Source organism: Mycobacterium sp. (assembly GCF_052143115.1).
In the GTDB taxonomy this organism is placed as follows: domain Bacteria; phylum Actinomycetota; class Actinomycetes; order Mycobacteriales; family Mycobacteriaceae; genus Mycobacterium.
The window spans coordinates 24,520-44,408 of record NZ_JBKQTQ010000287.1; the positions used below are offsets into that span (position 1 = coordinate 24,520).

Annotated in this window: 17 protein-coding genes; 12 read left to right on the forward strand and 5 right to left on the reverse strand. The window is 66.3% G+C overall.

Annotation, left to right across the window (positions count from 1 at the left end):
• The first annotated feature begins 70 nt into the window (after positions 1–70).
• Complete coding sequence (locus ACLQI9_RS28155) at positions 71–415, forward strand: WXG100 family type VII secretion target (protein WP_442376675.1); 345 nt, start codon at positions 71–73, stop codon at positions 413–415.
• Positions 416–426: 11 nt separating this feature from the next.
• Positions 427–723 carry a WXG100 family type VII secretion target gene (locus tag ACLQI9_RS28160; RefSeq protein ID WP_442376674.1) on the forward strand — a complete coding sequence of 99 codons (297 nt, stop codon included), beginning with the start codon at positions 427–429 and terminating at the stop codon, positions 721–723.
• A gap of 354 nt (positions 724–1,077) precedes the next feature.
• Here the strand turns inward: ACLQI9_RS28160 and ACLQI9_RS28165 are convergent, their stop codons facing one another.
• A complete protein-coding gene (locus tag ACLQI9_RS28165; protein ID WP_442376672.1) occupies positions 1,078–1,383 on the reverse strand; it encodes a hypothetical protein in 306 nt (101 codons plus the stop codon).
• A 334-nt stretch (positions 1,384–1,717) separates the two neighbouring features.
• Here ACLQI9_RS28165 and rplM point away from each other — a divergent pair, with 334 nt between their 5' ends.
• The 5 genes from rplM to ACLQI9_RS28190 all read left to right on the forward strand — a co-directional run bounded on the left by rplM (position 1,718) and on the right by ACLQI9_RS28190 (position 5,977).
• Positions 1,718–2,161, forward strand: a complete 444-nt coding sequence (gene rplM, locus ACLQI9_RS28170; protein WP_442376670.1) for a 50S ribosomal protein L13 — start codon at positions 1,718–1,720, stop codon at positions 2,159–2,161.
• Positions 2,162–2,209: 48 nt separating this feature from the next.
• Entirely contained in the window at positions 2,210–2,704 is a 495-nt protein-coding gene (gene rpsI / locus ACLQI9_RS28175; protein ID WP_442376668.1) for a 30S ribosomal protein S9, read from the forward strand.
• A 99-nt stretch (positions 2,705–2,803) separates the two neighbouring features.
• On the forward strand, positions 2,804–4,141 hold the full coding sequence (gene glmM, locus ACLQI9_RS28180; RefSeq protein ID WP_442376666.1) for a phosphoglucosamine mutase: 1,338 nt from the start codon (positions 2,804–2,806) through the stop codon (positions 4,139–4,141).
• Positions 4,142–4,291: 150 nt separating this feature from the next.
• Positions 4,292–4,594, forward strand: coding sequence for a type VII secretion target (locus ACLQI9_RS28185; RefSeq protein ID WP_442376664.1), 303 nt, complete (start codon positions 4,292–4,294; stop codon positions 4,592–4,594).
• Between the two features lie 3 nt (positions 4,595–4,597).
• Positions 4,598–5,977, forward strand: a complete 1,380-nt coding sequence (locus ACLQI9_RS28190) for a hypothetical protein (protein ID WP_442376662.1) — start codon at positions 4,598–4,600, stop codon at positions 5,975–5,977.
• A 4-nt stretch (positions 5,978–5,981) separates the two neighbouring features.
• Here the strand turns inward: ACLQI9_RS28190 and ACLQI9_RS28195 are convergent, their stop codons facing one another.
• The 3 genes from ACLQI9_RS28195 to ACLQI9_RS28205 form a co-directional block, all read right to left on the reverse strand.
• On the reverse strand, positions 5,982–7,025 hold the full coding sequence (locus tag ACLQI9_RS28195) for an LLM class F420-dependent oxidoreductase (protein ID WP_442376660.1): 1,044 nt from the start codon (positions 7,023–7,025) through the stop codon (positions 5,982–5,984).
• Positions 7,026–7,062: 37 nt separating this feature from the next.
• Complete coding sequence (locus tag ACLQI9_RS28200) at positions 7,063–7,905, reverse strand: dienelactone hydrolase family protein (protein WP_442376699.1); 843 nt, start codon at positions 7,903–7,905, stop codon at positions 7,063–7,065.
• Positions 7,906–8,425: 520 nt separating this feature from the next.
• A complete protein-coding gene (locus ACLQI9_RS28205; RefSeq protein WP_442376658.1) occupies positions 8,426–8,875 on the reverse strand; it encodes a cupin domain-containing protein in 450 nt (149 codons plus the stop codon).
• Positions 8,876–9,136: 261 nt separating this feature from the next.
• On the opposite strand from ACLQI9_RS28205, the gene ACLQI9_RS28210 reads away from it, so the two are divergent.
• From ACLQI9_RS28210 to ACLQI9_RS28230, 5 genes are all read left to right on the forward strand, one after another.
• Entirely contained in the window at positions 9,137–9,451 is a 315-nt protein-coding gene (locus ACLQI9_RS28210; protein WP_442392465.1) for a hypothetical protein, read from the forward strand.
• A 159-nt stretch (positions 9,452–9,610) separates the two neighbouring features.
• Positions 9,611–11,479, forward strand: a complete 1,869-nt coding sequence (gene glmS / locus ACLQI9_RS28215) for a glutamine--fructose-6-phosphate transaminase (isomerizing) (RefSeq protein ID WP_442392466.1) — start codon at positions 9,611–9,613, stop codon at positions 11,477–11,479.
• A 66-nt stretch (positions 11,480–11,545) separates the two neighbouring features.
• A complete protein-coding gene (locus ACLQI9_RS28220; RefSeq protein WP_442382855.1) occupies positions 11,546–14,170 on the forward strand; it encodes a glutamate--cysteine ligase in 2,625 nt (874 codons plus the stop codon).
• 34 nt (positions 14,171–14,204) lie between these two features.
• On the forward strand, positions 14,205–15,986 hold the full coding sequence (locus ACLQI9_RS28225) for an N-acetylglutaminylglutamine amidotransferase (RefSeq protein WP_442382854.1): 1,782 nt from the start codon (positions 14,205–14,207) through the stop codon (positions 15,984–15,986).
• Positions 15,987–15,990: 4 nt separating this feature from the next.
• On the forward strand, positions 15,991–17,910 hold the full coding sequence (locus tag ACLQI9_RS28230; protein ID WP_442382853.1) for an alpha/beta hydrolase family protein: 1,920 nt from the start codon (positions 15,991–15,993) through the stop codon (positions 17,908–17,910).
• Here the strand turns inward: ACLQI9_RS28230 and ACLQI9_RS28235 are convergent.
• On the reverse strand, positions 17,905–19,842 hold the full coding sequence (locus tag ACLQI9_RS28235) for a flavin-containing monooxygenase (RefSeq protein ID WP_442392467.1): 1,938 nt from the start codon (positions 19,840–19,842) through the stop codon (positions 17,905–17,907). The genes ACLQI9_RS28230 and ACLQI9_RS28235 overlap by 6 nt on opposite strands.
• Between the last annotated feature and the right edge of the window lie 47 nt (positions 19,843–19,889).

Sequence of the window (19,889 nt, forward strand, 5' to 3'; positions counted from 1 at the left end):
CCGAACGGCGGGAACCGGAACAGATGCGCAGGCGTCCTACATGTCGTTGGCGCGGTTAGGTCTGCGACGGTTGGGCAAAGGGGAAAAGGTGAATACATCCGCAGGTGGCAACACGCTCAGCACCGATTTTGATCTGATGCGCTCGGTTGCAGCGGCGATCGACACCCGTAATGAGGAGATCCGAACGACGCTGCAGGCATTCATCGGTCGTATGAGCAGTGTGCCGTCGTCGGTATGGGGTGGCGCGGCGGCAGCGCGCTTCAAGGACGTGGTGCATCGGTGGAATGCGGAGTCGATGAAACTTCACCATGCGCTCCACAGCATCGCGGACACCATTCGTTACAACGAAGCCGCACTGCGGGAGGCGGCCGACAACCATGCGCACCACATCGGCAGCGCCGGCGGGAATTTGTGAGGCCGCCAGCAATGGACCCGCGGCTGTCCTACAACTTCGAAGAGATCGAATGCTCGGTCCGCCAGGAGATCCACACCACTTCCGCCCGCTTCAACGCAGCATTGCAGGAGTTGAAGTCTCACGTTGCGCCGCTGCAGGAACTGTGGACCCGCGAAGCCGCCACCGCTTATGGGGTCGAGCAGCTGAAGTGGCATCAGGCGGCCATCGCCCTCAACGAGATTCTGGTCGACCTGGGAAACGCGGTGCGTGACGGCGCCGAGGATGTCGCGGCTGCCGATCACAGAGCCGCCGGCGTATGGGCACGGTAGCGGCGACACGTGCATGAGGACTCTGCGCGGTCCCGACGGAGGGGAGAGCCCGCGGGACCGCGCAGTTCAACGAAACCTGGTGGAAGTCAGGCCGCCCAACCAGCCCGGTGATGGGTCGGTTGAACAGAGGAAACGCGGTACCTGCAGCTAGCGCCAAACCGGTCAGACTCAATCCACCAGACACCAGCACAGTGGTTGCCAACCCTGCGATTCCTAGTTTCATGAACCTCAACGTGTTCGCGCATTAGCTGGTAAAATCCGGGAATCGCAGAATTTGGTTAATAGTTCAGTCCATTCGCTGGCGCTTGGCCGAGACCGGCAATTCACCGTGGCTCGCGCGGGCCGTCGATAGAGCTACGCGGCGCTGGGACCCAGCCATGGTGCGTGCGCTGAAGTCTTTCCACGCTGACCGGCCAATGTCGGGCGTAGATGCGTCACGGTGGCCAACTCGGCGTTGCTTCTCTCCGTGCGATGCTGCACCTTGCGGTAGGCCCACCAGGCCGCAGCCACGGCCACGGTCGCGAGAGCCAACAGGATTAGCGGGTCCACGAACACGACCAGCAAGACAATGCCGACGAAGATCCAGAGCGCCTCACCGCGCCAGTTCCACAGCGTTTCGGCGATTGAGCGATCGCGCTGCCCGGTGGTGGTCTGCAGCATATTGGCCTCCCAAGATTTAGGGTCACTGTGGTTTTTAGTAGCCTTCCGCGGCAACGCCTGAGCGATGGAAAGGCTGCCCGATCTGCGGTGATGGTGAGCCATTTCACTGAAGGGGTGTCCGGTTTTCGTCGGGTGACCACCGCCAGCCGGGCATTCGGTGTGGCCAAAGCGGCGTTTTGACCTGCGTGGATGACCCCCGGTAAGCTGCACCGTTGGCGTGCGGTACGCCGGGGACTCGGGTCAACGTCGGTCGCCGAGATCAATCCCTTGCCGCGGATGCCTGACCGGCACCCGGGTCACACCGGGATCCAACCCGAGAGAAAAGGTAAGCGCTGTGCCTACATACACGCCGAAGGCGGGTGACACCACGCGGTCGTGGTACGTCATCGACGCCACGGACGTGGTGCTCGGCCGCCTTGCCGTCGCGGCAGCCAACCTGCTGCGCGGCAAGCACAAGCCGACATTCACCCCCAATGTTGACGGTGGCGACTTCGTCATCGTCGTCAATGCCGACAAGGTCGCCATCAGCGGCGACAAACTGCACAACAAGCTGGCTTACCGCCACTCGGGTTATCCCGGCGGGCTGCGGAGCCGCACGATCGGCGACCTGATGCAGAAGCACCCCGACCGTGTGGTGGAAAAGGCGATCCTCGGCATGCTGCCGAAGAACAAGCTCAGCCGCCAGATCAAGCGCAAGCTGCACGTCTACGCCGGGCCGCAGCACCCGCACTCCGCCCAGCAGCCGACTCCGTTCGAGATCAAGCAGGTGACCCAATGACCGCGCCGACGACGATGCAGAGCGAAGCGATGAGGAGGAGCGGCGCTAATGACTGAGACGGCAGAAACCGAAACCGCCGAGGCCGTGACCACCGAGACGTCCGAGGCCGCGGCAGCTGCGGCAGCGCCGGCGACGCGCGCGGACTCCTTCGTCATCGACCGTCCGATCCAAGCGGTCGGGCGCCGCAAGGAGGCCGTGGTACGGGTGCGCCTGGTGCCCGGCAGTGGCAAATTCGAGCTCGACGGCCGCAGCCTGGAGGCCTACTTCCCCAACAAGGTGCACCAGCAGCTCATCAAGGCGCCGCTGGTCATCGTCGACCGGCTGGAAGCCTTCGACATCTTCGCCCACCTCGATGGCGGCGGCCCGTCCGGCCAGGCCGGTGCGCTGCGGCTGGCGATTGCGCGGGCATTGATCCTGGTCACGCCCGAGGATCGGCCCGCCCTGAAGAAGGCCGGCTTCCTCACCCGCGACCCGCGCGCCGTCGAGCGCAAGAAGTACGGCCTGAAGAAGGCCCGCAAGGCGCCGCAGTACAGCAAGCGCTGAGCCCGGCGGCGATCACGGCCGCGTACCAGTTGGGTGGCACTACGTGCAATCCTCTTGTCACGCGTGTGCGCGGCTACCAACTGTGAGAGGTTTGTCCGCATGGGTCGACTATTCGGCACCGACGGCGTCCGCGGAGTCGCCAATCGAGAGCTCACCGCCGAGCTCGCGCTGGCCCTGGGCGCAGCGGCTGCTCGGCGGCTGACCAGCATGAACAGCGCGCGCCGACGTCTTGCGGTGATCGGCCGCGATCCACGTGCCAGCGGCGAGATGCTGGAAGCGGCGGTGATCGCCGGTCTGACCAGTGAAGGCGTGGACGCGCTGCGGGCCGGGGTGCTTCCGACGCCGGCGGTGGCCTATCTGACCAGCGCCTACGACGCCGACTTCGGGGTGATGATCTCGGCGTCGCACAACCCGATGCCCGACAACGGCATCAAGATCTTCGGGCCGGGCGGGCACAAGCTCGACGACGCGACCGAAGACCAGATCGAGGATCTGGTCGCGACCGGGCCCGGGCTGCGGCCCGCCGGGTCGGGGATCGGACGGGTGATCGACGCCGAAGACGCGTTGGACCGCTACCTGCGCCACGTCGGCAAGTCCGGCACCGTTGGGCTCGACGGGCTGACCGTCGTCGTCGACTGCGCCCACGGCGCGGCCTCGGTGGCGGCACCGCGCGCCTACCGGGCGGCCGGGGCGCGGGTCATCGCGATCCACGCCGAACCCAACGGGCTCAACATCAACGACCGCTGCGGATCGACCCACCTGGATGCGGTGCGATCGGCGGTCCTCGCTCACGGCGCCGACCTCGGTCTGGCGCACGACGGAGACGCCGACCGCTGCCTGGCGATCGATGCCACCGGCCAGGTCGTCGATGGCGACGCGATCATGGTGATCCTGGCTCGGGCGATGAAAGAGGCCGGCGAACTGGTCGACAACACCCTGGTCGCGACCGTGATGAGCAACCTCGGACTGCACCTGGCGATGCGCGCGGCGGGTGTGACCGTTCGCACCACCAGCGTCGGCGACCGCTATGTCTTGGAAGAGCTGCGATCCGGTGACTACAGCCTTGGCGGCGAACAATCCGGCCACATCGTGCTGCCCGGGTTGGCGACCACGGGCGACGGCATCCTCATCGGCCTGCGGCTGATGTCGCGGATAGCGCAGACCGGCTCGTCGTTGAGCGACCTGGCCTCCGCAATGCACACCCTGCCGCAGGTACTGATCAACGTCGGGGTCGCGGACAAGGCCGCCGCCGTCGCCGCGCCCTCGGTTCGCACTGCGGTTCAGCAGGCTGAGGACGAGCTCGGTGATACCGGGCGAATCTTGTTGCGGCCCTCGGGAACCGAACAGATGATTCGCGTCATGGTGGAAGCGGACGACGAGCGCACCGCTTATCGGCTCGCCACCCACGTCGCTGAAACGGTCCGCGCCCAGCACTGACAGCCCGATTGCTCGGCTCTCCCCCGCAAGCGGGTGCGGGTACCCCCAGCCGCGCAGCGGCGAGGGGGCGTGGCCCCAGCTCGGGCCGCTTTGCGGCCCGCATCGTCGCCTTCGCGGAACCGCTGGACGGCGCGATGCGTCGAAGCCGGTATGGGACAACGAAATGCGTTCGTCGACGCCGCGGCGGTGCGGACCGTCGCGAACCGGTTCGACGATGCCGCGCAACTCATTGACGGCGCGGTGCGCACTCACTTTGCGAGGTTGGCCTTCGACGGGGCAACCGCCGGGCGGGCTTATGTCGGTCACGGCGACGCGCTGCGGTTAGCGCTGAATCGGTTGGCCGATGAGCTTGCGCATTGGGCACGAGCGACCGTGGAGATTGCTACGGCGCTGCGCGCCTGCGCCGACCGCTACACCGGGGCCGACCTGAGCGCCGCGGGGCGGATCGGCTGAATTATGGCCCAACGGTTCGACGTCGGGGCGCGGCTGGCCGAGGGCCGGCCCGCTGTAGAGCACACGCAGACCTACGTGCAGGCATGTCATGCGCTTGGTTATCAGCATGCTGACCTGACCGCGCACGGTTCACAGGTCCAGGATTGGTATGACACCGAAACCGGGCTTGACCTCCGGGTCTTGGACGACGACAGGGCTGCGATTCGCGCGGCGGTCAACACGATCGACGAAGCGCTATGGCTGCAGCGTGGACAGCTCACCGAGATCGCGGCGGCCTGGAGGGGGTCTGGAGCCGACTCCGCGGCGCAATTTCTGCAGCGCCACTGCGACACCGCAGCGGAGGTGGTCGCGCATGTCCGCGCCGCGGCCGAAGGTTATGCAGCGCTGCGTGACAGCTTGTGGCAGGTGGTCGACGGCAAGGCGGCGACCGCCGTCGCCATCGATGATCGCAGGCTGGGGGAGCGGTCCAGTTGGCTGGCGGCGGCACAGACGGTGACGGCTGGGGTGGGCGACTCGGCGGCCGAAGAGCTGGTTCGGCAACACGTTAATCCCCACGTGGACAACGATATCCGGGTTGACTGGCTGACGGCCATGCGCGCGGCCGCGGCGTCGGCGGAGGCGTCGTACGACGCGGCCATCGACGCGCTGAGCTCGACGCGGGACGTCTATTTCGAGATTCCCGGTGAACTGGGTCCACGTTGGCAACCGGTATTCGATGAGCCGCCCGGTCGAAGCCCGGCCAAGGCGACCGTTCCGGAGACGCCAACGCCGGCCGATGTGGTGCCCACTGTGCCGGCTGCGGCGTCGGCCCCGGCGCCACTGCCGACGCCCCAGCCGCCGACCCAACGGCCGGGCGCTCTCGACGATTGGTCTTCGGTGCCTCCGGACCTGGCCGGCCCGCTGGGCGGCACCGCCGGCTTATCCAGCGGCGCAAGCAATCTGGGCAGCCTTGGCGGTCTCGGCGGCGGTCTCGGCGGCCTCGTCGGCAAGATCGTCGACGGTATCGGCGGTCTGGTGGGTTCGTTGGCTGACGGTTTCTCCGACGCATCCGGGTCCGGAGATCCGCTGTTGGACGATCCCTTGGACGACGACGATCCACTCGGTGACGACGCCGACGCGACGGACGACGATGACATCGACGACGACGATTCGGGCATCGCCGATACCGCGGACGCCGAGCCGGTCAGCACCAACGAGGACGCCGCCGACGAAGCGCCCACCGAAAGCCCGCCAGCGGCAGGAGATTCCGTCGGCGAGCCGCTTACCCAGCCGGAACCGCCGCAGCCGCCGGACGCGGCGCCGCAAGCGCCGTCCGAACCGCAACCCGACGGGTCAACGCCGTGTGAGATCGCCGCCGACGAACTGCCCCAGGCGGGGCAGTGATGGATCAGCTGGGCAGTAGTTCGCGCAACGCCTCGACATAGCGCACCGATTCATCCCGGTCGGGGCTCACCGGGGTAGCCAATAGTGTTGTCACGCCGGCTTCCGCGAAGGCCGCCACCCGTTCGGCGACGAATCCGCGCGGACCGATCAGCGAGATCGCCCGCACCAGTTCATCGGGCACAGCGGCGATCGCCTCGTTCTTGCGGCCGCTGAGGTAGAGCTCCTGAATCCGGTCCGCGACCTCACCGAACCCGTAGCGGGTCGCCAGGTTGTGGTAGAAATTGCGGCCCTTGGCACCCATGCCGCCGATGTAGAGGGCCAGCTGCGGTTTGAGCCACTCCAGCCGGTCTTCGACATCGTCTCCAATGGCCAGCGATGTGCCGACCATCACGTCCAGGGGGCCCAACGTGGGATCACGTCTGGCTCGTCCGGCGTCCAGCGCCTCACCCCAAACCGATTGCGCCTTTTCCGGATAGAAGAAAATCGGTTGCCAGCCTTCGGCGATTTCGGCCGTCAGCTCGACGTTCTTGGGGCCCAGTGCCGCGATAGATACCGGAATCCGTTCGCGCACAGGATGGTTGATCAGCTGCAGTGCTTTGCCCAATCCGGTGCCGCGCTCGGCCGGCAGCGGAACCTGGTAATGCTTGCCGTTGTAGTTGACGCGTTCTCGACGCCACACCTGCCGGCAGATCTCCACCACTTCGCGGGTGCGGCCCAGCGGGGCGTCGAATGCGAGACCGTGGAATCCTTCCACGACTTGGGGCCCGGAGGTGCCGATGCCCAGCCGGAATCGGCCGTCGGAGACATAGTCCAAGCCGGCGGCCGTCATGGCCAGCAGCGACGGAGTGCGGGTGTAGATCGGGAACACGCCCGACCCGAGCTCGATCGTGCTGGTCTTGGCCGCCAGATAGCCGAGCTGGCTGACCGCGTCGTATGAATACGCCTCGGCGACCAGCACGATATCGGCGCCGATCTTCTCCAGCTCTACAACGTGCTCCACGGCTTCCTTGAAGCCGCCGGAGTAGTTCAGCGTAAGTCCGATCCTCATTGCGACTTTATAGCACCCAACCGGTTGGTTGGTTCGCTCAGCCCTTCAGTAACGCGACGAACTTTTCCTCCGGGGTCACCGGCGTCGCCGCCTGCTCTGCGGCGACGGTCCTGGGTAATTGGACCTCGGGATCAGCGAACTCCCGATACGTCTTGTCACCGCCGAGTGCATACAGCAGATACCCGGTCAGCAACGCGCGAACCGCCTTCTGCGTCTTGCGATCGGGACCACCCAGGCCGAACGCCGTCGTCAGCCGACGGCCCTCGGCGAGCCCGCTGGGCTGGGCTTTGTTGACCACCCGCAGCGTCGCCATGTCCCAGGCTCTCCAGAGGTCAAAGGCGTTGGAGCGCAATTTCTTGGCGTCGCCGGGTGCGCTGAACACCACACCGGACACGTTCAGCGTCGCGGCCGGTTTTTCGGCCGGCGGGCTGGTGACGGTCGGAAAAATCGCCGCCACCGCCTTGGGCTTGGCCTTCATCCCGGCCGCCGCAAACACCGCGGCCGAGCCGCCGAAGCCGTGGCCGATCACGCCGAGTTTGTTGGGATGCACGCTGATCTTGCCCGGGCCAAGGCGCACTCCCGCGGCGATGTCGAGCGCGGTGCCCAGATCGAACGCCAGGTTCAGTACCGAGGGCGCCAGTCCTCGCTCGGTATCGGGGGCCGCCGCGACGATGCCCCACGAGGCCAGGTGCTCCAGCAGGCGCGAATAGCGGTCGACGCCGGTGAGCCAGTCGTGGCCGAAGGCCACACCGGGCAGGTTCAGTCCCGCTTCGGGTGTGTGGACCACGCCTGGCAAGCCGGCACAGGCTAGGTTGCCGCGCAGGACGCGATGCGGCCCGGGCCGGGTGAGGGCGGCAACAAGCTTGCGGGCGCTGGCCACCCCGTTGACGGTAGCGCACTGCGGCGCTGCCCCGGACACCCTGCAGCGACGGGCGCCCTGACAGTCATAGCGCCACGGCTTACTGACAGCTGTAAACCAGCCAATAACAAGCTGATTCACAGAAATTCGCAAGAAAACACGCGCAGCTGGATGCGTTTAGTCGGCGGGCCCTGCGTGGTACTAGAAGATCGTGAAAAACATCAAACGAATCGCAGCCGCGACTGCTCTCACCACAGGTCTAGGACTTGCGGGTCTGGGTGCGGCGAGCGTTGCCGAGGCCGTTCCCGGGCCGTTACCCGACTACCACTGGTGTCCCGGCAGTTCTGGGACCCGGGCTGGGGTCATAACTGGGACGGGGGTCGCTGTCACGACGACTTCTACTTCGACGGCGAACCGCACGACCCGGGCCACTGGCACGGACCCGGCCCGTGGCACCCGTGAGCTAAGACACTTTCCACTTCACCCGAGTGCAGCCGTCCCAGCTGGGGCGGCTGCACTGCTTTGATCGGTTATCGCAGGGCTACAGCGCGTAGAGCTCTGGCAGATTGACGACGATCGCCTCCTGCGTGCTCCGGGCGATCACGACCGTGGCCGGCTCGTTCGGGCTCGGGTTCTCTTCCCGATGCGGCAAATACGGCGGTATGAAGACGTAGTCGCCGGGATCGGTTGCGATGCGCACCTCGTGTTCGCCGTCAAAAAACACGAAGTCGGGGTGGCCGCTGAGGACAAAGATCGCCGTTTCGGATTCGCCGTGGTGATGGTTGGCCGACACCGTTTGCGGGTGAACGTGCGTCTCGCCCATCCAGAGTTTTTCCGAGCCGACCGTGCGTCCACTGATCGCGGCGAAGCGCTGCATGCCCTCGCTCTGCGCGGTGTCGGCGTCGATCTCAGACGATTTGACGTGGTGCACTCGATTGCGAGCCACTCGATCGCTTTGCTGCAAGTTGGGATGAAACCCGTCATCGGCCACTGGTGTCTCCTTCCTGCTGTCGACGGTGCCACCTCGCCATGTTTGTCACGCGTCCAGTGTCGACCAAGCGGATATCGGCCGCATATCGCCCAGTAGCGCGGCTTCCTGCGGCAACACGCCGATTGGACGCTTACGTCGCCGTCAACTCCGCTGACTGCAGGTACTGAAACCCAGCCAATACCAAGCTGATTCATAGGAATTCATAAGAAAATCGCCGAGCGAGATGTTTGGCCGCCCCGGTTTGCGTGGTACTAAGACACGGTGAAAAACATCAAACGAATTGCAGCCGCGACTGCCCTCACCACCGGTCTGGGACTTGCTGGTCTGGGCGCGGCGAGCGTCGCTCAGGCCTATCCCGGGCCTGCCGGGCCGTTGCCCGACTATCACTGGTGTCCCGGTGAATTCTGGGACCCGGGCTGGGGTTACAACTGGGACGGGGGCCGCTGCCACGACGACGGCTTTTACGACGGCGACCCCCGCGACGCGGGCCACTGGCACGGGCCCGGTGGCTGGGACCCGGGCCGCCCGGGTGGCCCCGGCTGGGACCCGGGCTGGAACCCCGGCCGCGGCTGGTAAGCCGGCCCCAACCCCTGGCAGGGAGTCGACGCTGAGATAGTGGCGACTCTCGATTCAACCGAGAACAGATAACCCTGCGCGACGCGGCTGCGAGCCGCTCACGCAGGTCAGGCGAGTGCAGCCGTCCCAACCGGGGCGGCTGCACTACCCTGATGGGCTATGTGCGGAATTGTCGGCTACGTCGGGCAGCGGCCTGCCCGTGAGGTCGTCGTCGACGCGCTGCGGCGGATGGAGTACCGCGGTTACGACTCGGCGGGCATCGCGCTGGTCGACGGGGTCGGCAAACTGACGGTACGTCGGCGTGCCGGGCGTTTGTCCAACCTGGAAACGGCGCTCGAGCACACGGATCCGGTGTCGCTGACCGGTTGCACCGGCCTCGGTCACACCCGCTGGGCCACTCACGGACGTCCCACCGACCGCAACGCGCACCCGCATCGTGACGCGGCCGGCAAGATCGCCGTCGTCCACAACGGCATCATCGAGAACTTCACCATCCTGCGCCACGAGCTGGAGGCGGCCGGCGTGGAGTTCGCCAGCGACACCGACACCGAGGTAGCCGTACACTTGGTGGCGCGGGCGTATCAGCACGGTGAGACCGCAGGCGACTTCTTCGGTTCCGTGTTGGCCGTGCTGCGCCGCCTCGAAGGCCACTTCACCCTGGTGTTCGCGAACGCCGACGAGCCGGGCACCATCGTCGCCGCGCGCCGCTCGACACCGCTGGTCGTCGGCATCGGCGACGGCGAGATGTTCGTCGGCTCCGACGTGGCCGCGTTCATCGGGCACACCCGCGACGCGGTCGAACTGGACCAGGACCAGGCCGTGGTGATCACCGCGGACGGCTACCGGATCACCGACTTCGACGGCAACGACGATGCCGGCAATGCGCGCAAGTTTCACATCGACTGGGACCTCGCCGCCGCCGAGAAGGGCGGCTACGAGTACTTCATGCTCAAGGAGATCGCCGAGCAGCCCACCGCGGTGGCCGACACGCTGCTCGGGCATTTCGTCGACGGCCGGATTGTGCTCGACGAGCAACGGCTCTCCGATCAGGAGCTGCGCGAGATCGACAAGGTTTTCGTGGTCGCCTGCGGTACCGCGTATCACTCAGGGCTGCTGGCCAAGTATGCGATCGAGCACTGGACCCGGCTGCCCGTCGAAGTGGAGCTGGCCAGCGAGTTCCGCTACCGCGACCCGGTGCTGGACCGCAGCACGCTGGTGGTGGCCATCTCGCAGTCGGGTGAGACCGCCGACACCTTGGAGGCGGTCCGCCACGCCAAGCAGCAGAAGGCCAAGGTCCTGGCGATCTGCAACACCAACGGCTCCCAGATCCCGCGCGAATGCGACGCGGTGCTCTACACCCGCGCCGGACCGGAGATCGGGGTTGCGTCGACAAAGACCTTCTTGGCGCAGATCGCGGCCAACTATCTGGTGGGCCTGGCGCTGGCGCAGGCCCGCGGCACCAAATACCCCGACGAGGTCGAACGCGAGTACCGCGAGCTGGAATCCATGCCGGACCTGGTGGCCCGGGTGATCTCCGAGATCAAGCCGGTCGCCGCGCTGGCTTATCGGTTCGCCCAGGCGTCGACCATCCTGTTCGTCGGTCGCCACGTCGGCTACCCGGTCGCGCTGGAAGGCGCGTTGAAACTCAAGGAATTGGCCTACATGCACGCCGAGGGCTTCGCCGCCGGTGAGCTCAAGCATGGCCCGATCGCGCTGATCGAAGACGACCTGCCGGTCATCGTCGTGATGCCATCACCCAAGAGCTCGGCCATGCTGCACGCCAAGCTGCTGTCCAACATCCGCGAGATCCAGACCCGCGGCGCGATCACCATCGTCATCGCCGAAGAGGGCGACGACACAGTGCGGCCCTACGCCGATCACCTGATCGAAATCCCGGCGGTGTCAACACTTTTCCAGCCGCTGCTGTCGACCATCCCGCTGCAGGTGTTCGCTGCCTCAGTGGCGCAGGCGCGGGGCTACGACGTCGACAAGCCGCGGAATCTGGCCAAGTCGGTCACCGTCGAGTAGTGGGAACGGCGATGACCTCTGTCAATGCTTAACGCGGCGGTAACTGGTGGCCCATACCGTTGGCGAATGCGACGCGTGCCGCCGCGAACGTTGGGTGTCGAAGAGGAGTTTCACCTTGTCGATCTCAAGACGAGGCGACTGACGGCACGCGCCCCCGAACTGCTGGCCGAGCTGTCCGACCACTACGTCGCCGAGCTGCAGCGCTGCGTCGTCGAGACGAACACCCGCGTGGTCGATTCGCTGGACGGGTTGCGCGGTGAACTTGTCGACCACCGCCGGGTCTTGGTCGACACCGCCGCCGAATTGGGCATAGGCGTGGTCGCGGCGGGGGCCATGCCGCTGTCGGTGCCGGCCGAAATGCGGGTCACCAAGACCGCGCGCTACCGGCAAATGCTTGCCGACTACCAACTGCTGGCGCGCGAGCAGCTGATCTGCGGCACCCAGATACATGTTGGCGTCGAAGACCGTGACGAGGCCGTCGCGGTCGCCCACCGGGTGGCCGCGTATCTGCCCACCTTGCTCGCACTGTCGGCCAGCTCGCCGTTCGCGTCCGACGGCTCAGACACCGGCTATTCGAGTATGCGCACGCTGGTCTGGCAGCGCTGGCCGACGACGGGGCTCGCCGCCCCAGTGCACTCGGCCGAAGAATACGACGAGCTGGTAACCAACCTGGTGGCCAGCGGAGTCATCGCCGACGCTGGGATGGTCTACTTCGACGTCCGGCCGTCGAACTCGGCGCCGACGTTGGAACTGCGGGTGTGCGACAGCTGCCCCTCGGTCGACACCATCGTGCTGATCGCCGGGCTGTTCCGGGCTCTGGTCGAGCGCGAGGTCGACGCCTCGCGGGCCGGCACCCCAGCGACGATCCTGTCCCCGGCGCTGGGCCGGGCCGCGCTGTGGCGGGCCGCCCGGTCGGGGTTGGAGGGCGACCTCGTCGACGTCAGCGCTCCGGCCAGCAAGCCGGCGGCCGAGGTGGTCACCGAGCTGGTTCACTCACTGCGCCCACAACTGGAAGACAGCGGCGACTGGGACATCGTCAGCGAGTTGACCCGCGAGGTACTGGTCGTGGGCACATCGTCGGCGCGGCAACGGCGGGCGCTGCGCCGCCGCGGGCGTCTCACTGACGTGGTCGATCAGCTGATCGCCGAGACCGCCGGCCGCTGGTCGAGCACCGCGACGGCCGTTGGCGACGACCCGACCCTGCTATTCGGCTACCAGCCCGGCAGCGATCCCGTGGTTCGCGTCGCCGGTGGCAGCGTCGACGTCAGCTATGACGAAGCCGTCGATGCCGACGGTCACCCGCGGCAGCGGTATCGGTCGGCGCTCGACACCATCGCCGGCCTGGGGGTGGCGCAGCTGCGATCCCGGGAAGTAGCAATTGAGCAGGAGCAGCGGGCCGAGAACATCACCTTCCGTGTTACCGGTCAAAGCCGCGCCCAGCTGTTCCCCCTCGACCTGATACCGCGAATGGTGGCCGCGGACGAGTGGGCGCCGCTGTCCGAAGGCCTGGGGCAACGGGCCCGGGCGCTCGACGCGTTCCTGCGCGACATCTATTCCGAGCAGGCGATCGTCGCCGACGGCATCATCGGTCTGCAGGCTCTCGACCGGGCACCCGGCTTCCGCTCGACGGGTCGCCTGGCCGGCAATACGGTGCGCGCACACGTCAGCGGCACCGACCTGGTGTGCGACCGCGCCGGCCGTTGGATGGTGCTCGAAGACAACCTGCGGGTGCCGTCGGGCACCGGGTACGCGATCGTCAACCACCGGCTGCTGAGCAAGCACCTCCCCGAGCTGCAACCGCCCGCCGCGATCGAGGACGCCGACCGGGCACCGCAGATGCTGCTCGAAACGCTGCGTGCGGCGGCGCCGCCGCGCGCCCCCGACGAGCCCGCGGTGGTACTGCTGTCGGCCGGTTGGGAAGACTCCGCCTGGTTCGAGCACACCTTCCTGGCCGACGAAATGGGCGTTGCACTGGTGCAGCCGTCGGACCTATCTGTTTGCGATGGAAAGCTGTTGCGCCACATCGGTTCTGACATCCAACGCATCGACGTCGTCTACGCGCGGATGGACGAGGACATGCTGCTGTCCTCCACCGGATACGACGGTGCTCCACTGCGGCCGGGGCTGCTCGGCGCGATCACCGACGGCCATCTCACCATTGCCAATGCGCTCGCCAACGGCGTGGCCGACGACAAGGCGATCTACCCGTACGTTCCGGCCATGATCCAGTACTACCTCGGCGAAAAACCTAAGCTGTCCCAAGTGCCAACCTGGATCTGCGGCGAGCGCGCGCAGCGCGACTTCGTACTGGCCAACCTCGGCGATTTGGTGGTGAAACCCATCGACGGGCTAGGCGGAAGCGGCGTGCTCATCGGGCCGGAAGCCACCGATGCCGCGCTGGAGGCGCGCCGACGTGAGCTGGTCACCCAACCGGAGCGGTTCGTCGCCCAGCTTTTGGTCGACCTGTCCACCCATCCCACCTTCGACGGTGAGGGGCTATACCCGCATCATGTCGACCTCCGCGCGTTCGTCCATCTTCGGGCCGGTACCGCCGGATCGGTGTCGACGCACATCGCACCTGCGGCGTTGACCCGGGTCGCCAGCCGCGGGTCGCGGATCGTCAACTCGTCGTACGGCGGGGGCAGCAAGGACACCTGGATCCTCGCCGCGCCAAGAACGGGTGAAGGTTAGTAAGGCAGACTCCACATAGACGGAAGCAGGAGATATGTGCGGTATCTGCGGTGAGATCCGCTTCGACGGGCAAGCGGCCGACGTCGGCGCCGTAGTCCGGATGACCGGCGCCATGACGTCGCGCGGACCGGACTCCGACGGCGTGGTGGCGCACGGGCCGGTGGCGTTCGGGCATCGCCGGCTGTCGATCATCGACCTGTCCGCTCACGGCGCCCAGCCGATGGTCGACAGCGATCTCGGGCTAACGCTGGTGTTCAACGGCTGCATCTACAACTACCAGGAGCTGCGCAAAGAGCTTCAGGCCGTCGGCTACCGCTTCTTCTCGACGGCTGACAGCGAGGTGGTGATCAAGGCATTTCACAAATGGGGGGTGCGTTGCGTCGACCGCTTCAAGGGCATGTTCGCGTTCGCCATCGCCGACCGTGACACCGGGGTGGTGACACTGGCACGGGACCGGCTGGGCATCAAGCCGCTGTATCTGGCATCCTCGCCGGGCCGACTGCGGTTCGCATCCACGGTGCGTGCCTTGCTCAAATCCGGCGGCGTGGACACCGAACTGGATCGCGAGGCGCTGCACCACTACATGACATTCCACTCCGTGGTTCCGGCGCCGCGCACCGTTTACCGCGGCGTGCGTAAGCTGCCGCCGGCAACAGTGCGGGTGGTCCAGCCCGACGGCTCGCACACCGACACCGTGTACTGGAACCCCGACTTTCGACGGGATCCGGACAAGGCGTCCTGGTCGGCCCGCGACTGGCAGGCGGCGCTGATGGACGCGTTGCGTGCCGGCGTGAAACGACGGATGGTCGCCGATGTGCCGGTCGGTGTGTTGCTGTCCGGTGGCATCGACTCCTCGGTTGTGGTGGCGCTGCTGGCCGAGCAGGGTCAGCATGGGCTGGCCACGTTCAGCATCGGCTTCGACCCTGCCGAGGGCGAATCCGGGGACGAGTACTTCTATTCCGACCTGGTCGCCAAGACCTTCGACACCGACCACCACAAGATCCACATCGACTCCTCGCTGCTGGTCCCTGCGGTGCCGAAAACCGTTGCCGCGATGAACGAACCAATGGTCAGCCACGACTGCGTGGCTTTCTACCTGCTATCCGAACAAGTCAGTAAATCGGTGAAGGTGGTGCAGTCCGGGCAGGGCGCCGACGAGATCCTGGCGGGCTACTTCTGGTACCCGCCGCTGGCCAACATCGCCCGCGAACAGACCACCGAGGCCTACGCCAAGGTGTTCTTCGACCGCGACCACGACGATGTGCTGTCGATCTTCGCTCCCGAGTACGGGATTGACGACGACGTGAGTCACGAATTCGCGACCGCCCATCAGGAAGCGCCAGGCGCCGACTCCGCGGTGGACGCAGCGCTGCGGCTGGACACTCAGGTCATGCTGGTCGACGATCCGGTCAAACGCGTCGACTCGATGACGATGGCGTGGGGTCTGGAGGCGCGGGTGCCGTTCCTCGACCACGACTTCGTCGAGCTGGCGGCCACCTGCCCGCCCGAGCTGAAGCTGGCCTCGAACGGCAAAGGCGTACTTAAGGATGCCTCGCGAGCGCTATTGCCGTCGGAAGTGATCGACCGGACCAAGGGCCACTTCCCGGTGCCGAGCATCCGCCATCTGCGCGGCGAGCTGCTCGACATGGTGCGTGACGCGGTGACCAACGATGCTGCCCGCAGCCGCGGACTGTATCGCGCCGAGAGCGTCAAGGCCCTGCTGGCCGCGCCGAACGAGACACGGACCCGGCTGGACGCGAACACGCTCTGGCAACTGGGGGTGCTGGAGATGTGGCTGCAAAGCATGGAGGGATGATCCGATGGGACAGCAGGTGCGAGCACTTTACGGCGCGTCGCTGTCCCCGGACGCCACCGCGTTCGCCCACATCATCGACGAAGGCGGCTATCCGCGTGCGGTGCAACGCTTTCTGCGTGGCCTGCGGGCCAGCTCCTCGCGCGATGTCGAGCTGCCGGTGGAGGGCCCGGTCTCTCGTGTCATCCATTCCGCCGACGGTGGTTGGCTGGCCTGCGAGGTGGCCCCCGAAGGGGGCACCCGCACGCAGATCTGGGTCGTCACAACTGATCCCGACGATCGGATGGCCCGCCGCATCGACCGCGAAGAAGCCGGGACTGCCGAGCTAATCGGGTGGGACGGCGTCCGGGTGGCGGCCATCCTGACCGGTGACGACGGGATAGGCCGATCCTGCCTGATCGATCCGGCTGACGGGCATTGCACCGTACTGGACAGCCGATCCGGCGGCCGGCTGGTCGATGCGTGGGCCGGCGCGTCGCTCATCCGGGTCGGGCCGCGCGGCTACCACGAACTGATTATGCTGCACGGCCGAACTGAAATCGCTTTACTGCCATCCGATCCGGGGTCGACGACGGCCCACGGGGTGATCCTCGACGACCACCATCCGCGCCGTCTCCGCTACGGCCCGGATGGCGACCAGACCAAGCTGTACCACCCGGCCAAGAAGTATGGCGTGAACCGGAGGGGTTCGGGCACGGGAGGTGACCGCTTCGGCCGCGGATACGTGCGGGCACTGATCCGCAGCGAAAACGGCTGCGAGCATGCCCGGCTGCTGGAGCTGACGGCCACCCAGGACGGCGTCAGCTACTTCGTGGTAGCCGAGCGGCCGGACTGCGACCTCGACGAGTTCGTCGTCAGTGACGACCTGTCGACGGTTGCATTGCTATGGAACGTGCAGGGCCGCAGTGAGTTACAGATCCTGCAGTATACCGACTACACGCTGGACGAGCCGATCCCGTTGCCGGGCATGGTCGCAAGCGAGTTGTCGATCAGCGCGGGTGGCTCGATGGTCGCGATGACCGTAGAGGGGCCGTCGATGCCGCGAACCGTCGAGCTCGTCGATCCGCGTTCGCGACAATGGGAACCGATCGATCGCGAGCCCAGCAGCGGCCCGATCCTTCCGGCCTCCTCCGTCGGCACCCGCCCGGAGACGATCACGGCGCGTGACGGGCTGCGGCTGAACGCATGGTTGTACCGGCCCACCGATACCGCGACTAAGGGCGCGGTGATCTATCTGCACGGCGGCCCCGAAGGCCAGTCCCGGCCCAGTTACGACGAGATATTTGCCCGTCTGGTCAACGACGGGATCACAGTGTTGACACCGAATGTCCGCGGCTCGGGCGGCTTCGGCCGGACCTTCGGTCACGCCGACGACAAGGAACAGCGGTTCGCGGCCATCGACGACGTCGCCGACTGTGTGCGTTTCCTGATCGACAACGAACTGGCCCACCCGCGGCGGATCGCCTGCGCGGGCTGGTCGTACGGCGGCTATCTGACGATGGCGGCCATGACGTTCCACCCGGCGATGTTCGCGGCCGGTATCACCATCTGCGGGATGAGTGACTTCACCACCTTCTATCGCCACACCGAGCAGTGGATTGCCGACGGGGCCTATACCAAGTACGGCCACCCGGTCAGCGACCGCGAGCTGCTCGAGCGGCTGTCCCCGCTGCGGCGCGTCGGTGCGTTGACCGCACCGTTGCTGGTGGTGCACGGAGTCCACGACACCAACGTGCCGGCCAGCGAATCGCAGCAGATCGTCGACGCGCTGCGCGCGGCCCGTCGCGACGTGCGTTACCTGCTTTTCAGCGATGACGGGCACGACATCGCCAAACGCGAGAATCGGGCGACGCTGGCAGCCACGATCAGCGAATGGCTCAATAGGGGATTCAACGAAACCGACCGTCAATCTGCCGAGGTGTCATAGTCGGCGCGTGGTCACGACGAACTGCGACCAGTCGGGCTCGCGGGTCGCCGCCCAGTATTCGTTGAGCCGCCACGGGCTCACCGTGTGGATCTCGCCATCGGCGTTTTTGAAGTAGGAGTGTTTGACTGCCGGGTGCGACCACACCATCTGCTTGATTTCGGCCTGGGTGCGTTGATGCCAGTCAGCGGCCGCCTCGGCGGTCGGTTCGACCGAGTGGATGTTCGCTTCGACGAGTTGTGCCAGACAGCTGTTGATATAGCGCATCTGCAACTCGGAGTTGAAGATCAGGCTGCCGCCGTGGGCCAGATGGGCGCCCGGTCCGTAGACCAGGAAGAAGTTGGGAAACCCCGGGACGGTGATGCCGAGATAAGCGTACGGTCGCCGGCCCCAGACGCGGTGCAAGTCGACACCGTCGCGGCCGGTGATGGTCATCGGCCACAGCACGTCGGTGTGCCGAAACCCGGTGGCGTAGACGATCACATCGACGTCGTGGACGGCGCCGTCGGCGGTGACGACGCCGTCGGGAGTGATCCGCTGGATGGGAGTGCGTACCAAGTCGACATCGTCGCGGCGCAGCGTCCGCAGCCAGGTGCCGTTGTCTTGCAACGTCCGTTTCCCGGTGGCAGGATAGTCCGGTAGCACCTTGGCCAGCAGATCCTGGTCTCCGTCAACCTGATTGGTGATCCAGTCGGTGAACATCAACCGGGCGATGGCGTTGATCTCGCTGACCGCGTAGTCCTGGTCGGGGTAGGCCGGGTCGACCCGCGCGGCATCGAGGCCTTTGTCGGAGCCGGGCCAGAGCACGAGGAATCGGTACCAGCGGCCGTAATACGGCAGGTGGTCCATCGCCCAACGCACGCCGTCGCCGACCGATTCGTGGTACATCGCGTTGGGAAACATCCACTGGGCGGTGCGCTGAAAAACGGTGAGGTGCTCGACGTTGTCGGCGATGGCGGGGGCGATCTGAAAACCACTGGCGCCGGCGCCGATCAGCGCGACACGCTTACCGGTCACATCGACCGAGTGATCCCACTCTGCGGAGTGAAACGACGGCCCGCGGAAGGTTGCCGCACCCTCGAATTCCGGCATATAGGGCCGGTTTAGCTGGCCGACGGCGGTGATGACCGCCCGCGCCCGCATCGTGGTGAGTCCCTCGTCGGGCTCGCGCACGGTGAGCGTCCACATGCCCTCCTCGTCGTCCCACTCGGCGGCGATCACCTCGGTCTGCCAGCGCACATGGTCGTCGAGACCGTGCTTGTCCATCACCGTGGTGAAGTAGTTCTGCAGCTCGGGCTGCTCGGCGAAAAAGTGCGTCCAGTCGTTGCTGGGCTCGAAGCTGTAGCAATAGAAATGGTTGGCCACGTCGACGCGCGCCCCAGGATAGCTGTTCTCCCACCAGGTTCCACCCGGGCCGTTGTTCTTCTCCACGATGGTGAACGGAATGTTGGCCTGCTTCAAACGAATCCCGGCCAGAATTCCTGATTCGCCGCATCCGATAATTACCACGGGTAATTCCGCCGCGCGGTCGGGGTCCAACGGCGCCGGGCGGCGCGGGTCGACGCCGTCGAGGTCCATCTCTTCGGCGAGCAGCGGCAGATAGTCGTCCGGCACGCTCTCGCACACCGCCCAGTCCATCATTTCCTTGATGAGCTCTGGCGGCAGCGGCGCCAGCTCGGGGCAGCCGCGGTCGCGGTAGTCGGTGATCACCGGTAGCGCTTCGGCCCGAGCGCGGGCTTTGTCCTCCTCGGACATGAATCCCTGGACCTCGTTGAGGAAGATCCCCGCGGGTTTGAAGTCCCGGACGAAACGGGGATCGCCGGTGATGTGCACCAGGGACAGCAGCAGGGTCGGGATGCTGACTTGCTCAAGCACTGCGGCAATGTCGGCGGTGGGGTTGGTGAAAGGCTGGCCGGCGTAGCGGCTGCGCTTCAACGGAGATCCTTTCGACCTGAATTACGATACGTATGGTTGCGTAATTA